Origin of the sequence: Pedobacter agri PB92, from assembly GCF_000258495.1 — a bacterium.
Taxonomy (GTDB): Bacteria; Bacteroidota; Bacteroidia; order Sphingobacteriales; family Sphingobacteriaceae; genus Pedobacter; species Pedobacter agri.
Genome location: NZ_AJLG01000001.1, coordinates 64,145 through 77,946 on the forward strand (window position 1 = coordinate 64,145; position 13,802 = coordinate 77,946).

Consider the following 13,802-nt stretch of genomic DNA (forward strand, 5'->3'; position numbering starts at 1 on the left):
ATTGAATAAGTGAATGTTTCTTGCATTGGGCAGACAATTCTCACTCATTCAATCATTCAAAACTCAATAATTTTTTAAGCTCTCTTCAAAGTGAAAACTGTGATTTCCGGCAAAACCCCAACTCTGCCCGGGTAGCCTAAGAAACCATAGCCAACATTAACATACAGTTGTTGTTTCTGTTCCTGGTATAAGCCAGCCCATTCTTTGTAAATATACTGAACCGGGCTCCATTGGTACTCTTTTAAGCGAACACCAAACTGCATGCCGTGTGTATGCCCGCTAAACATGGCGTCTATCTGTGGGTATTTTTCCAGCACCTCTCCACGCCAGTGCGAGGGATCGTGACTCAATAAAAGTTTAACAGGCAAATCATCGGTATTTTGTACAGCCAATTCCATTTTGCCATATTTTGGAAAACGACCCATACCCCAATTTTCGATACCTAAAATGCCAATTTCCTCTCCATCAACCTTAAGCCTGCGGTTTTCGTTCATTAATAAATCGTAACCCATAATCTTATGTACATCAACCATGTCTTTCAGGTTTTTAACCTTTGCAGGCGATGATTCTTTACCAAAATAATAATCACCATAATCGTGGTTGCCTAAAGAAGAATAAACGCCTAACGGAGCTTTAACTTTCGAGAAAATATCCTGATAATCTTTCACCTCATTGGTTAGATTATTCACCAAATCACCGGTGAAGAAAACAAAATCAGGTTTCTCTGCAAGCAGCATTTCTACGCCACCTTTCACCGCTGTTTTGTTATAGAAACTGCCGGAATGGATGTCAGAAATTTGTGCCATGGTAATTCCGTCAAAGGCTTTTGGGAGATTTGGAAGAATGAGATTTACCTTTCTAATCTGGTAATCATATGCGCCTGAAATAATTCCCCAGCTCAAAGAAGTTAAAGGAACTGCCGCCGCCACTAAACCAGCTTTAACCAAAAATTCTGAACGTGATATTGATTCTTCGGTTTTTAAATTGTTTGGTTGTGGAGATGTTGCACTGTCAGGTTGAGCTTTGGATGGTCTTCTGAATAACTTAATGAAAAGCCTGCGTAAATCATCAATTAATAAAAAAGGCAACATGGCCATTTTGCAGGCTACGGTTAAAAAGAAAGCCACAAGTATAATAGCCCGAAGAGTTAAAAACAGATTTAGAAATATCCCAGCAAAAACACCTACAATTAATAAAACGCTGAAGGTCCAATAGAAAATCCCGAAGATTTGCTTTGTTTTTGGTTTCCAGTTCTTAAATACTGCCATCAAGGCATTGAAGCAATAAATATCGAAGGCGGTAATAAGTATGCAAGCAGCAATAATGAAGGGTAATCTTCCCATTTAAATGTTATTAAAATAAAAAAGCTTTAATATTTCTCTCTTATTAGAAAGAAATATCAAAGCTAGTAAAATGTATAATTTAATTGCTATCTGAAATCGTCTTCATCTTCTTCCTCGTCAAATTCGGCATTAAATAAACTGCCAAACATATCAGAAAATCCGAAACCGCCATTCAAATAATTTTTACTCAATTGAGAATATTCTGCCAGGCCATGCAGTACAAACTCCATCAGTAATAAAGTTTGATTTTCGCTTAACTTCGGGTGGAATTTTTTAACGGTATCATACAAACTTGGCACCAGCATCAACGCTTTTTTGTACTGCGAATTGGTTAAGGTATCTGTTACATCAACATTGTTTCCCTCTGTAAACCACTCTGTAATTTCAGTATAGGGATTGGCCGTTTTAGATTTTTTTGCTTTTTCCGGATCAGGAAAATAACGGGCAAACAAAGTTTTTACCGCTTTGCCGATTAAGGTAGTGGCTACATGAGCCGGGCCTTCCAGTTCACCTTCGTAAACCAACTCTATTTTACCAGTAATGGCAGGGATAATTCCAGCCAAATCAGATAACCTAACGAAAGTGTTTTTCTCCCCAGAAATTAACATTCTGCGTTCAGCGGTGCTGATTAAATTCTCGAAGGCCGAAATGGTTAATCGAGCCGAAACTCCTGATTTTTGATCAATATATTCACTTTTACGGGCTTCAAAAGCGATTTGCTCAACTAAATCTTTTACCAGTCCGTCAGCTTCGATATTTTCTCTTTGGGCTGCGGTAAGTTTCGCTTCCTGGAAAGTAATTTTACGCGAAACTTCTATGCTTTTTGGGTAATGCGTTAAAATCTGGCTTTCAATTCTATCTTTCAGTGGGGTAACAATGCTGCCCCGATTGGTGTAATCTTCAGGGTTTGCTGTAAACACAAACTGTATATCTAAAGGTAAACGTAACTTGAAACCACGAATTTGAATATCCTTTTCCTGAAGCATGTTAAATAATGCTACCTGGATACGGGCCTGTAAATCTGGCAACTCATTGATCACGAAAATACTTCGGTGCGCCCTGGGGATTAATCCAAAATGAATTACCCTTTCATCATTATACGTTAACTTTAATGTTGCCGCTTTAATCGGATCAACATCGCCAATTAAATCGGCAACAGTAACATCTGGCGTAGCCAGCTTTTCTGTATAGCGTTCGCTGCGATGCAACCAGGCGATTTCAGTTTCATCTCCTTTAGTTTCAATCTCATGCTTGGCATACCACGAAATAGGATTTAAAGGATCATCAAAAATCTCGCTTCCGGCAACATAAGGAACATATTCATCTAATAAGTTGACCATTAAACGGGCAATACGCGTTTTCGCCTGGCCACGCAATCCTAAAAGTAAAATGTTATGTCGGGAAAGAATTGCAGTTTGCAGTTCTGGAATAACGGTTTCATCGTATCCAATAATTCCTTCAAACTCCGTTTTTTTATCACGTAAAACTTTGATGAGGTTTTCGCGAAGTTCTTCTTTAACTGATCTTGATTTATAATTTGTGGCCTTTAACTGGCCTAGAGTTGTGTTTTGCATATATCTGTGTTATGAGTTGCCAATTGTAGGTTGCAAGTTTGGATATTTAAACCTAAAACTTTTACCTCCAACCTTTAACTTATTTACTTTTCAATTTCTTCATAAACTCAGCAATGGCTGGTTGCAATTCTTTGAAAAGTTCATTATCTCTGTTTTTTAGAATCACCTCAGTAAACATTTTCAAGCCGATGGCAAATTCGGTACTCTGATTTTCATCTTCAAAAATAGCTTTGCTTTTTACAACATTTATAATATTGAAAAGATTATCATGATTGTCAAATTCCAGTTTTAGTGGAGCATTTTTTACCTCATCTTCGCTTGCTAAAGATATTTCTTCTAATGTTAACTTGTATTTATTTGTGCGTTTTGCCATTAATAATATCTCTCGTGATTTCAATCACTTAACTATTGTCTTAGGGCCCTATATATTCAACTTCAGCCAAAAACTTCCGACTATTTAACTGTTTTTCTTCTATTCTTAATGTAATCTTCAAAAATGTATTCACCCAAGCCGTTCAAAGAGCTATAGAATGCCCTGCCGCCGTTAATTTCAGTAAATTGGCGCACAAACTGTTGCAGGTATGGATCTTTAGCAATCATGAAGGTGGTAATGGGAATCTTCAACCGTTTGCATTGAGCGGCCATATTTAAGGTTTTATTAATTACCTTTCTATCCAGGCCCATACTGTTTTTATAGTATTTTCCATTTTCTTTCAAGCAGGTTGGTTTACCATCGGTAATCATAAAAATTTGCTTGTTATGGGTTTTTCTGCGGCGAAGTAAATCGGTGGCGAGTTCCAGGCCTGCAAAAGTATTGGTATGGTAAGGCCCAACCTGTAAATATGGTAGATCTTTCACGGTAATTGGCCAGGCATCATTTCCAAAAACAACAATGTCCAATGTGTCTTTTGGATATTTGGTTTTAATTAATTCGGCTAAAGCCATAGCCACTTTTTTAGCCGGCGTAATCCGGTCCTCACCGTACAAAATCATCGAGTGAGAAATATCGATCATCAACACGGTTGAAGTGAGCGTTTTGAAATCCTTTTCTTCCACCTCTAAATCGCGGTCGGTCAGGGTGAAATTATTAATTCCATGATTGATCTGAGCATTCTGAATAGATGCAGTCATGTCGATCTGATCCAGACTATCTCCGAAATTATATTCCCTGCGATCGGCATTTTTCTCTTCTCCAATACCCGATTGATTGATGTTATGATTTCCCCTTCCCGATTTTTTGAGCTTGCCAAAAATTTCATCTAACGCTGATTTTCGGATAGTTTGCTCTGTTTTGGCTGTAATCTTAAATTCGCCAGATTGATTATCTTCGGTGAGGTAACCCTTATCCTTTAAATCATCAATAAAATTACCAATGCCATAATCATTATTTGTTAATTTATATTGTTTGTCGAGCTCGTTTAACCAACTCAATGCCTCTGCCGCATCTCCTGCTGTATAATTTAGCAATTCGCTAAATAATTTCAGCAACTCATCAAACCCACCTTTTGGCGTATCGCCAGGCTTATAATCAGAAAAACGAAAACCTCTCATGTGCTTGTATTAACGATTTATCGAAGATAAAAGTTTCGATTTGGATTAATTTAAGCAGGGTGTCATATTTGGTGAGGGGAAGAAGTTAAAAGTGGAAAGTTAAAAGTTGAAAGTGGAAAGTCAAAAGTCAAAAGTCAAAAGTCAAAAGTCAAAAGTGGAAAGGCGAAAGGCAAAAGGCAAACTGCCAACTGAAAATTACCCAGTAATTTGGGCGTTCCCCAAGCTGCGCAAGGGGCGGGCTTTTCAGGGCTCCGCTTCGCTGCGGTACCAATGAAAAATTGGTGCTGAACCCTTACAATCCCTAACGCAAAACCCATTGCATCAAAACTGTTTATTCGTCCGTTGACTGAAGTCAACGGCAATGAAATTTTTACGCTTGCGCTCGTTTCTAACGAGCGCATTAATAGTAATACGACTTTGTCGTAATAGGTGAAAACATAATTCTTAAATCGAAAAGTAACTTTGAAAAATTAAAAATGTTCCAATACCAGAACAATAGCATTATTGCTTAACGCTTCCAGCTCAACCTTTTCAACATCCCAAAGTGCCAGTCCATCTCTGGCATGCATCAACCTGCCTTCAATTTCAAAAGCACCATCAATCACCAAACAAAAGAGCTTTTGATCAGGGTTATTTAACGTATAAGTTGCTTCCACGCGAGCATCAAAAATACCTGCACTTAATTTGAATGATAATTTAGGTGTAGAAACGATTTCAATCAGCTGATTCTTGTTTTGATCAAAATCGAATTTAAAAAGCATCTCGCTCGCTCGAAGTAAAAACAGATCTGTGGTCAGCCCAATTTGAATATAGTTAATTACATCATTAGGGTAGGGGTTACTAATTTCCAAAACCTCACCTTTACCCAAATTAAGTATTTGTACTTGTCCGGTATCAACAGCAAATTCCTTTCCGCCCTGAACAATATCTAACCCACCTGTAATGGGAAAAAATATTTGGTAGGAATCTTCCTTTGATAGGAAAAAAATTAACTTTCCTGCAGCTATCGATTCATCATTGCAAACAAACAGCGTTCCTGATGGCGCCCTATGTTCATCGTGATATTTTTCAAAGTTAAAGGTACTGTATCTCCTTAAAGTATTGCTTTCCGTTAATCCCCGTTGATCGGCTAAAAAAATCTTTCCAGGTGTTGGGCTCATGCTAACTTATTGTTTTAATGGAATGGATGCTTACAAAAGGTTGAATTTGGAAGAGATTAGTGAATGTTTCATCCGTTTCAGCTCCAGTGAACTGGGAAACTAGCAAATGATTATCGATACGCTCATGCCACACCAATGGTTTCGAAAAAAAAATTGATCGCCACCTTATGCTTTTCAATGTCATTAAAATCCGAATTAATGATTTCGAACTTAAAATTTTCAAAAGTAAGAAAACGCCTGCCCAGGTTATCTAAAATATCGGGTATAATGCCATTAAGCTGCCGCAAGTAACCGGTAATGGCAGCGCTTACCAAAAAATGAAGTTTATCTGCCCCCGGAACATGCATCAGTAATTCTGCAAATGTGCCATATTTTCCATCTTGATTGTAAAATTGAGACTGCATTTTAAACTCTAAAAAGCTATCTTCATGAACAAACTTATCCCAATGACTGGAATTAGAATCATCAATGATTTTCCGATAACAAAGCGTAATTATTTTTTGGGACATGGCATAAAATTAAAAAAGACGTCAGGATATCCTAACGTCTGTGTAAAATAAAAAAAATAGGACGAATATTATGCTCTTACATTAAGTTTAAAAGTTAAATCGAAGCCAGCAGCTAAAGTTCCGCTAACTTTTGCAATTTCAATGCCCGTTTTGTCATCACTAAAAACATTATCGGCATTATTATAGGTATAACCATTAAGGCCTTTTGAATAGCCGTTAACTAATGCAACAGCACTTCCGGCACCTTCAGGAAAAGCAATTTGTGTTACACTTAATGATGTTCCACTGGCACTATAAACATGTACGTGAATATGAGTTGCACGCCCACTGTACCAACCAGGAAAAATAGAAGTAAAGGTTACCAGGCCATTTGCATCAGTGGTTTGGCGGCCACGTAAAAAGTGAACAGATTGATAGTTGGTTGATTGCATGCCCGTGCCCCCGTATTCAGAATAATTACCTTCGGCATCGCAATGCCAGATATCTACAATGGCACCTGCCAAAGCAGCACAACTATTATTGATATTACCAATGGAAATCTTCGCTGTCATTTTATAACCGCTTCTGCCATCGGTTATGTCGCTGCGTACATATGATGCCGGTACTTTTGTAGGAAATGGACCTTCGGTTTCCGTTGGCGCAACGGTACAAGTTCCATTTGTTCCTGCTGAGGTATTTGCTGTCCCCGAACCTGAGGTAGTATTACTTTCTGTATTGCCGGCTTTTTTGCAGGCTTCGATAATTACCGGAGTGGAGATTGCCCCAATCATTAAACTCCTGATGAAATTTTTTCTTTCCATGGCTACACTGTTTTGCTTCGTTAAAATAAAAGTAGCAAACCTACTGCTGAGTAACAGCGATGTGACGATGTACGACGATTTTGTATCGTTAAATGTTAAAATTGATTGAATTTAAAGAGCTGTTTAGGTTAAAAAGATATCAATTAGTACAATTGGGAATAGAGGTATGGTTTTTGAGCATGCGTAATTTCATTTTGTAAAAGATTAAAACTAGCTTTGCCGCAAATTAATGAAACACCTCGTTACCATATCACTCGTATTTTTTAGCTTAACACATTTGGCGAAAGCCGAACGCGTTGAAGGGCTAAAACTGTTAAGTGAATATTGTAATGAGCATAAAATCAGCGTTAATAATGTAGGGAAACCAACTGTTCAGCTTAACGACGAGCATAATCCTTATTTATTATCCTACACTGCACTTGCTTTAAGCGGCACCCAGGTTCCATCAAAAGTTGTTAAGTATGTATGCGTTAATCAGCTAATCTCTGATTTAACCATTCGGAAAAAACCGAAAAACAATAGCCCTTAGGTTTCTTTTTGACAAATCTTATTATAGATTTCAACCCCTCAATTATACTATAAGCAGCCAAATTGACTTAGATAAGCCAATGGATTGGTTGTTGTAATACACTTTTTATTAATACAAATACGATTTAAAACATAATGTTAGGATTTTTAGCGAAGATTTTCGGAAGTAAATCAGAGAGAGATATAAAGGCGATTCAGCCATTGGTTATTGCCATAAATGAACACTACAGTAAACTTTCAGCTTTAAGCAATGATGAGTTGCGTGGGAAAACAATTGAATTCAAAGAGCGCATTTCTGCATTTTTGACTGAAATTGATGGAAAAATTTCGGCCTTAAAAACCGAAGCAGAAAGTGAGGAATTAGACCTTCATCAGAAAACAGCTATTTATGATCAGGTAGATGCCTTAGGCAAAGACCGTGATACAGAATTGGAAAAAGTCCTTTTGGAAATTCTTCCTGAAGCATTTGCTGTGGTTAAAGAAACTTCCCGTCGTTTAAGTGAAAACGATTATTTAGAAGTTACTGCCACACAGTTCGACAGGGATTATGCAGCCCGCAAAAGCAATGTGAAAATTGTAGGCGATAAAGCACAATGGGCTAACCGTTGGGATGCTGCCGGTACAGAAGTGGTTTGGAACATGGTTCACTACGATGTACAATTAATTGGTGGTATCGTTTTACACAGTGGTAAAATTGCCGAAATGGCTACAGGTGAGGGTAAAACTTTGGTTTCTACCTTGCCTGCGTACTTAAATGCACTTGCCGGACAAGGTGTTCACATCGTTACCGTGAATGATTATCTTGCCCGTCGTGATAGTGAATGGAACGGACCTTTATTCGAATTCCATGGTATTAGTGTAGATTGTATTGATAAACACGAGCCGAACTCAGAAGAGAGAAGAAGAGCTTATGCCGCAGATATTACTTACGGAACCAATAACGAATTTGGTTTCGATTACCTGCGTGACAATATGTCGCAAACGCCTGACCAGTTGGTTCAGCGTAAATTACACTTCGCCATGGTTGATGAGGTCGATTCAGTGTTAATTGATGATGCCCGTACGCCATTAATTATTTCGGGTCCGATTCCTCGCGGCGATGAACATGAATTTTATGAGTTGAAACCACGTATCGAACGTTTGGTGAATGCACAAAAAGCTTATGTTTCTCAAGCTTTAAATGAAGCTAAAAAATTAATCAACGCTGGTAATACAGGAACTGAAGAAGGCGAAGGTGGTTTAGCATTATTACGTGCTTACCGTGGTTTGCCTAAAAACAAAGCTTTAATCAAATTCTTAAGTGAAAGTGGCGTTCGTGGCTTGCTGTTAAAAACAGAAAACTACTACATGGCCGATCAATCTAAGAATATGCCTAAAGTTGATTCTGAGTTGTATTTCTACATCGATGAGAAAAACAATCAGGTTGAATTAACAGAAAAAGGTATTGAATTGATTACGCAATCTGGAGAAGATCCTAATTTCTTTGTATTGCCTGATGTAGGTACTGAAGTTGCTGATTTAGAAAAATCGGCGCTGCCTTTAGAAGATAAGGTGGTGCAAAAAGATGCTTTGATGCGTGATTATTCTGTAAAAGCTGAACGCATTCACTCTGTTAACCAATTATTAAAAGCTTATACTTTGTTTGAAATTGATGTAGAGTACATCATTGATGAAGGAAAGATTAAAATTGTTGATGAGCAAACGGGTCGTATTATGGATGGCCGTCGTTATTCTGACGGGTTACACCAGGCGATTGAGGCAAAAGAAAACGTAAAAGTTGAAGATGCCACTCAAACTTATGCAACGGTAACCTTGCAGAACTATTTCCGGATGTACCACAAACTTTGCGGTATGACGGGTACAGCGACTACAGAGGCAGGAGAGTTTTGGTCGATTTATAAATTAGATGTGGTTGAAATTCCAACCAACAGAAATATTTCAAGAGCTGATCAGCAAGATTATGTTTACCGTACAGTACGTGAAAAATATAATGCTGTGGCTGATGAGATCGTAAAATTAACCGAAGCAGGTCGTCCGGTATTGGTGGGTACCACTTCTGTTGAAATTTCAGAATTGTTAAGCCGTATGCTTAAACTTCGTGGAATTAAACACAACGTGTTAAATGCTAAAATGCACCAAAAAGAGGCTGATATTGTTGCTGAAGCTGGTCAGGCAGGTACTGTAACCATTGCTACCAACATGGCTGGTCGTGGTACGGATATTAAGTTAGGCGCCGGAGTTAAAGACGCTGGAGGTTTAGCCATCGTGGGTACGGAGCGCCATGAGTCTCGTCGTGTAGACAGACAGTTACGTGGTCGTGCTGGTCGTCAGGGAGATCCTGGGTCATCTCAGTTCTTCGTTTCACTAGAAGATAACTTGATGCGTTTATTCGGTTCTGAAAGAATTTCAAGCATCATGGTGCGTATGGGAATTGAAGATGGTGAAGTGATTCAACACTCAATGATTACCAAATCTATAGAACGTGCTCAGAAAAAAGTAGAAGAAAACAACTTTGGTATCCGTAAACGTTTGTTGGAGTACGATGATGTAATGAACTCACAACGTACGGTAATTTATGCTAAACGTAAAAACGCCTTGTTTGGCGAACGTTTGGATGTAGACATGAACAACATGGTTTACGATGTTGCTGAAGATATTGTGAGTGAGTACAAACAAGAGGCAAATTATGATGGATTCAAATTAGAAGTAATTAAAAACTTCTCTTTAGATACCGCCATTACTGAAAAGGATTTTGCTTCTACGAATGCAGCTCAGTTAACCGAAAGATTATTTGAAGAAGCTGAAGCATTTTATGCCCGCAAATCAGATGCGATTATTCAACAGTCGTTACCTGTTTTAACTCAGGTTTACGAAGAGCGTGGGCAACATATCGAACAAATTGTAGTTCCATTTACCGATGGAATTCGGGGTATTCAAGTAGCTGTTGATTTGAAGAAAGCGATTGAAAATAACGGAAAAGAGGTGGTTCGCTCATTCGAAAAAACAATTGTTTTAGCCTTAATTGACGATAGCTGGAAAGAGCATTTACGTGAAATGGACGATTTAAAACAGTCTGTTCAAAATGCAGTTTATGAGCAAAAAGATCCATTGGTAATTTACAAAATGGAAGCTTTCAACTTATTTAAAAACATGCTTAATGCGGTAAATAAAGAGGTAGTAAGTTTCTTATATAAAGGTGGTATTCCTGTTCAGCAGGAAGCTGAAGAAGTTAGGGAAGCACCAGCCCCGGTAAAACAACCAAAATTGCAAACCACTAAACAGGAGTTTGGTGCAGAGCAACCAGGTGTTGAGTTTGGAGATACCCGTGAAGCAGTACCACAACAACCAATTCGCAAAGAAGCAGCTATTGGCCGTAATGAGCCTTGCCCTTGCGGAAGCGGCAAAAAATACAAAAACTGCCACGGCGCAAATCTGTAATTTGATTACTGAAGTTTAAAATCATATACAAGGTCACATGAAAATGTGGCCTTTTTCATTCCATTTCAACTTGGAGTCGGGATTTGAATACTAACAGAGCCAAACTACCATTTGCACAACCCATAAAGAATGCCGATTTTTGCAATGAATTCGGCATTCTTCTTTTTAAACAATTTCAGAATGCTCTTGGTTACTTACAAATGAAAATAACAATAACTTTTATATTTAGCTTATTACTATTTACTGCATCTTTTGCGCAAAGAGGAGAAGTAACTGTTATAAAAGACCCGTTAATTGATAGTTTGATCGCTAAACGTTCTGCTGTTTACAAGACTCCTGGCGAAGTGAAAATTGGCAAGCCCATTGTTTCTGCTTATGGTTACAGGGTTCAGGTTTTCTACGGTTCAGATCGCCGGGAAGTATTTAATCAGCAAGCTCGCTTTAAAAGTCTTTATCCGAAATATAATACCTACCTGGTTTACAAGGAGCCGAACTATTATATCCGCGTAGGCGATTTCAGAACCCGTTTGGAGGCGCAGCGTTTAATGAGCGAAATCCGTCCGGCCTTTCCAACATTATTCATTTTTAGGGAAAAAATTAATGCCCCACAATTAGATACGACCACTACTGATGACCAAAGATAAAATTCAAAAACTGGCTGCTACTATTTTCAACGATGTAGTAGGCTACCGTCAACATATTCATGCTAATCCTGAATTATCCTTCAAAGAATTTGAAACTTCAAAATTTGTAAAAGAGAAATTAACAAGTTGGGGAATAGAGTTTACCGACTGTGCAAACACAGGCGTAGTTGGCTTAATTAAAGGAAATTTACCATCTGATAAAGTAATCGCTTTGCGTGCTGATATGGATGCCTTACCAATTTTAGAGGATAGCACTAAGCCTTATGCCAGTAAAAATCAGGGGGTAATGCATGCCTGCGGCCACGATGTTCATACTTCTTCTCTGCTAGGGACAGCTTACATCATCAATCAATTAAAGGATGAATTCGGCGGCACAGTTAAACTAATTTTTCAGCCGGCAGAAGAGTTGCTTCCAGGTGGAGCAAGTATCATGATCAAAGAAGGTGTACTCGAAAATCCAAAGCCAAATTATATTGTAGGGCAGCATGTGATGCCTTTAATCGAATCAGGTAAAGTGGGTTTCCGTTCTGGTATTTATATGGCTTCAACCGATGAATTGTACGTTACGGTTACCGGAAAAGGTGGTCATGGCGCACAACCCCATCAAAATATCGATCCGGTTTTGATCGCTTCGCACATTATTATCGCTTTGCAGCAAATCGTATCGCGTAATGCCGATCCTCGTTTGCCCTCAGTGTTATCCTTTGGAAAAGTAACCGCAAATGGCGCTACGAACATTATTCCTAACGAAGTTAAAATTGAAGGCACCTTTAGAACTTTAGATGAAGACTGGCGGGCAGAAGCGCATAAACGCATGAAAAAAATGGCCGAGGGTATTGCAGAAGCCATGGGTGGAAGCTGCGATTTTGATATTCACAAAGGCTATCCTTTTCTGATCAACGAAGAGCAATTGACTGCCAATGCTAGATCGTTTGCTGAGGAGTTTTTAGGCAAAGAAAATGTAGTTGATCTGGATATCTGGATGGCTGCAGAAGACTTTTCTTTTTACTCGCAGGTAACAGATGCGTGTTTTTATCGTTTAGGTACTGGAAACGCAGCAAAGGATACGCAGTATTCTGTGCATACTCCAAAGTTTGATATTGATGAAGATGCACTGAAAATTTCGACTGGTTTAATGGCTTACATTGCCTTAAAGCAACTCGGAAACTAAAGATAGATTTGAAGAGGTATGACGCAAGATGGAATTTGAATTTCAGGATTAATTAGTGCGTGGCCATCTTACATTTTCCCAATACCATTTTTATATATCCCATTTTACATGAAAAAAATACTTTTGCTATTCATATCATCCGCTTTCATCTTTAGTGGTTTTGCCCAGGAGATTCCACGTTTCAATCCCGATACCATCAAAACGATTACTTTGGATTCTGTTGTAAATATTAAAGCAGAGCGTTTAAATATTGAAACATTCATCAATAAGGTAGTGAACGACACCTCATTTTATGAATCTTTCAGAGATATGAAACGTTATAGTTTTATTGCTGAAAACCGAATTTTTAGCTACGATAAAAAAAACAAAGTTGATGGTAAAATATACCGCAAAATCAAACATAACAATTCGGGTAAATATAAAATGGAATATCTGGTAAAGGAAGAAAGTGGCAACCTTTACAAAAGAAATGGCAAGTACCAGCTTTATACCGTCGAAATGTTCGATTATATTTTCATGAATGCATATAACACCGATTTTGTTCCAAATGCTCCTGCAGGAGATGGTAAAGGAGGAACAAACGAAGGTTATAAAAGTAAATTGAAAACGCTGATTTTTAATCCCGGAAGACCGGTAAAAGTTCCTTTTATTGGGAGCAAAACTGAAATATTTTCTGCCAATATGCGGCAGTATTATGATTACGCTTTTACCAGTGGCACTTACCTTGATTCCATTCCTGTTTATCGCTTTAAAGTTTCTGTAAAGCCAGATTTATCAAGCTGGACAAAAGATGGTATCATGATTAAAGAATTGGTTACCATTTTCGATAAGCGAAACTTTAATATTCTGGGTCGCTATGTAGACATGAAATACGGCAATATGCTTTTCGATTTCGATGTAAAAATGAACATCGAAATGGGCTATTTTGGTGACGACAAATTGCCTACCAAAATCACCTATCAAGGCAATTGGGATTATCCGTTTAAAAAGGAAGAACGAGCCAGCTTCTTAATCGTTCACAAAGATTACAAGCTGGAAAAGGGTAAATAAGTTTAAAAACGCTTTTGAAAGATTTATTATCTTT

12 protein-coding genes are annotated in these 13,802 nt (G+C 38.2%); 5 read left to right on the forward strand and 7 right to left on the reverse strand.

The genetic code is table 11. The features are described from left to right. Positions 1-74 precede the first annotated feature (74 nt). The 7 genes from ON09_RS00310 to ON09_RS00345 form a co-directional block, all read right to left on the reverse strand. Positions 75-1,343 (reverse strand): metallophosphoesterase, encoded by a 1,269-nt coding sequence (locus ON09_RS00310; protein WP_010599065.1) that lies wholly within the window; start codon positions 1,341-1,343, stop codon positions 75-77. 86 nt (positions 1,344-1,429) lie between these two features. Further along, on the reverse strand, positions 1,430-2,917 hold the full coding sequence (locus ON09_RS00315) for a MoxR family ATPase (RefSeq protein ID WP_010599066.1): 1,488 nt from the start codon (positions 2,915-2,917) through the stop codon (positions 1,430-1,432). Positions 2,918-2,996: 79 nt separating this feature from the next. Continuing rightward, on the reverse strand, positions 2,997-3,290 hold the full coding sequence (locus tag ON09_RS00320; protein WP_010599067.1) for a DUF3861 domain-containing protein: 294 nt from the start codon (positions 3,288-3,290) through the stop codon (positions 2,997-2,999). A gap of 80 nt (positions 3,291-3,370) precedes the next feature. Next, positions 3,371-4,468 (reverse strand): vWA domain-containing protein, encoded by a 1,098-nt coding sequence (locus ON09_RS00325; RefSeq protein ID WP_010599068.1) that lies wholly within the window; start codon positions 4,466-4,468, stop codon positions 3,371-3,373. Positions 4,469-4,938: 470 nt separating this feature from the next. Further along, positions 4,939-5,628: a pirin family protein gene (locus ON09_RS00335; RefSeq protein WP_010599070.1), complete on the reverse strand. Its 690-nt coding sequence runs from the start codon at positions 5,626-5,628 to the stop codon at positions 4,939-4,941. Positions 5,629-5,750: 122 nt separating this feature from the next. Then, positions 5,751-6,137, reverse strand: coding sequence for a hypothetical protein (locus ON09_RS00340; protein WP_010599071.1), 387 nt, complete (start codon positions 6,135-6,137; stop codon positions 5,751-5,753). A 68-nt stretch (positions 6,138-6,205) separates the two neighbouring features. Further along, positions 6,206-6,937 carry a dioxygenase family protein gene (locus tag ON09_RS00345; protein ID WP_010599072.1) on the reverse strand — a complete coding sequence of 244 codons (732 nt, stop codon included), beginning with the start codon at positions 6,935-6,937 and terminating at the stop codon, positions 6,206-6,208. A gap of 229 nt (positions 6,938-7,166) precedes the next feature. Here ON09_RS00345 and ON09_RS00350 point away from each other — a divergent pair, with 229 nt between their 5' ends. The 5 genes from ON09_RS00350 to ON09_RS00370 all read left to right on the forward strand — a co-directional run bounded on the left by ON09_RS00350 (position 7,167) and on the right by ON09_RS00370 (position 13,768). Continuing rightward, positions 7,167-7,466: a hypothetical protein gene (locus tag ON09_RS00350; protein ID WP_010599073.1), complete on the forward strand. Its 300-nt coding sequence runs from the start codon at positions 7,167-7,169 to the stop codon at positions 7,464-7,466. Positions 7,467-7,600: 134 nt separating this feature from the next. Further along, positions 7,601-10,903 carry a preprotein translocase subunit SecA gene (gene secA, locus ON09_RS00355; protein WP_010599074.1) on the forward strand — a complete coding sequence of 1,101 codons (3,303 nt, stop codon included), beginning with the start codon at positions 7,601-7,603 and terminating at the stop codon, positions 10,901-10,903. Between the two features lie 200 nt (positions 10,904-11,103). Then, positions 11,104-11,547, forward strand: coding sequence for an SPOR domain-containing protein (locus tag ON09_RS00360; protein ID WP_157258787.1), 444 nt, complete (start codon positions 11,104-11,106; stop codon positions 11,545-11,547). Further along, complete coding sequence (locus ON09_RS00365; RefSeq protein WP_010599076.1) at positions 11,534-12,718, forward strand: M20 metallopeptidase family protein; 1,185 nt, start codon at positions 11,534-11,536, stop codon at positions 12,716-12,718. Before ON09_RS00360 ends, ON09_RS00365 begins: the two co-directional genes overlap by 14 nt. 108 nt (positions 12,719-12,826) lie before the next feature. Further along, positions 12,827-13,768, forward strand: a complete 942-nt coding sequence (locus ON09_RS00370; RefSeq protein ID WP_010599077.1) for a hypothetical protein — start codon at positions 12,827-12,829, stop codon at positions 13,766-13,768. Positions 13,769-13,802 lie beyond the last annotated feature (34 nt).

Excerpts from the sequence above, each read along its gene's own strand:
- ON09_RS00340 (WP_010599071.1), bottom strand. The coding sequence starts at position 6,137 with ATGTCCCAAAAAATAATTACGCTTTGTTATCGGAAAATCATTGATGAT.
- ON09_RS00310 (WP_010599065.1), bottom strand. The coding sequence starts at position 1,343 with ATGGGAAGATTACCCTTCATTATTGCTGCTTGCATACTTATTACCGCC.
- secA (WP_010599074.1), top strand. The coding sequence starts at position 7,601 with ATGTTAGGATTTTTAGCGAAGATTTTCGGAAGTAAATCAGAGAGAGAT.
- ON09_RS00325 (WP_010599068.1), bottom strand. The coding sequence starts at position 4,468 with ATGAGAGGTTTTCGTTTTTCTGATTATAAGCCTGGCGATACGCCAAAA.
- ON09_RS00315 (WP_010599066.1), bottom strand. The coding sequence starts at position 2,917 with ATGCAAAACACAACTCTAGGCCAGTTAAAGGCCACAAATTATAAATCA.
- ON09_RS00350 (WP_010599073.1), top strand. The coding sequence starts at position 7,167 with ATGAAACACCTCGTTACCATATCACTCGTATTTTTTAGCTTAACACAT.
- ON09_RS00320 (WP_010599067.1), bottom strand. The coding sequence starts at position 3,290 with ATGGCAAAACGCACAAATAAATACAAGTTAACATTAGAAGAAATATCT.
- ON09_RS00345 (WP_010599072.1), bottom strand. The coding sequence starts at position 6,937 with ATGGAAAGAAAAAATTTCATCAGGAGTTTAATGATTGGGGCAATCTCC.
- ON09_RS00365 (WP_010599076.1), top strand. The coding sequence starts at position 11,534 with ATGACCAAAGATAAAATTCAAAAACTGGCTGCTACTATTTTCAACGAT.
- ON09_RS00370 (WP_010599077.1), top strand. The coding sequence starts at position 12,827 with ATGAAAAAAATACTTTTGCTATTCATATCATCCGCTTTCATCTTTAGT.
- ON09_RS00360 (WP_157258787.1), top strand. The coding sequence starts at position 11,104 with ATGAAAATAACAATAACTTTTATATTTAGCTTATTACTATTTACTGCA.
- ON09_RS00335 (WP_010599070.1), bottom strand. The coding sequence starts at position 5,628 with ATGAGCCCAACACCTGGAAAGATTTTTTTAGCCGATCAACGGGGATTA.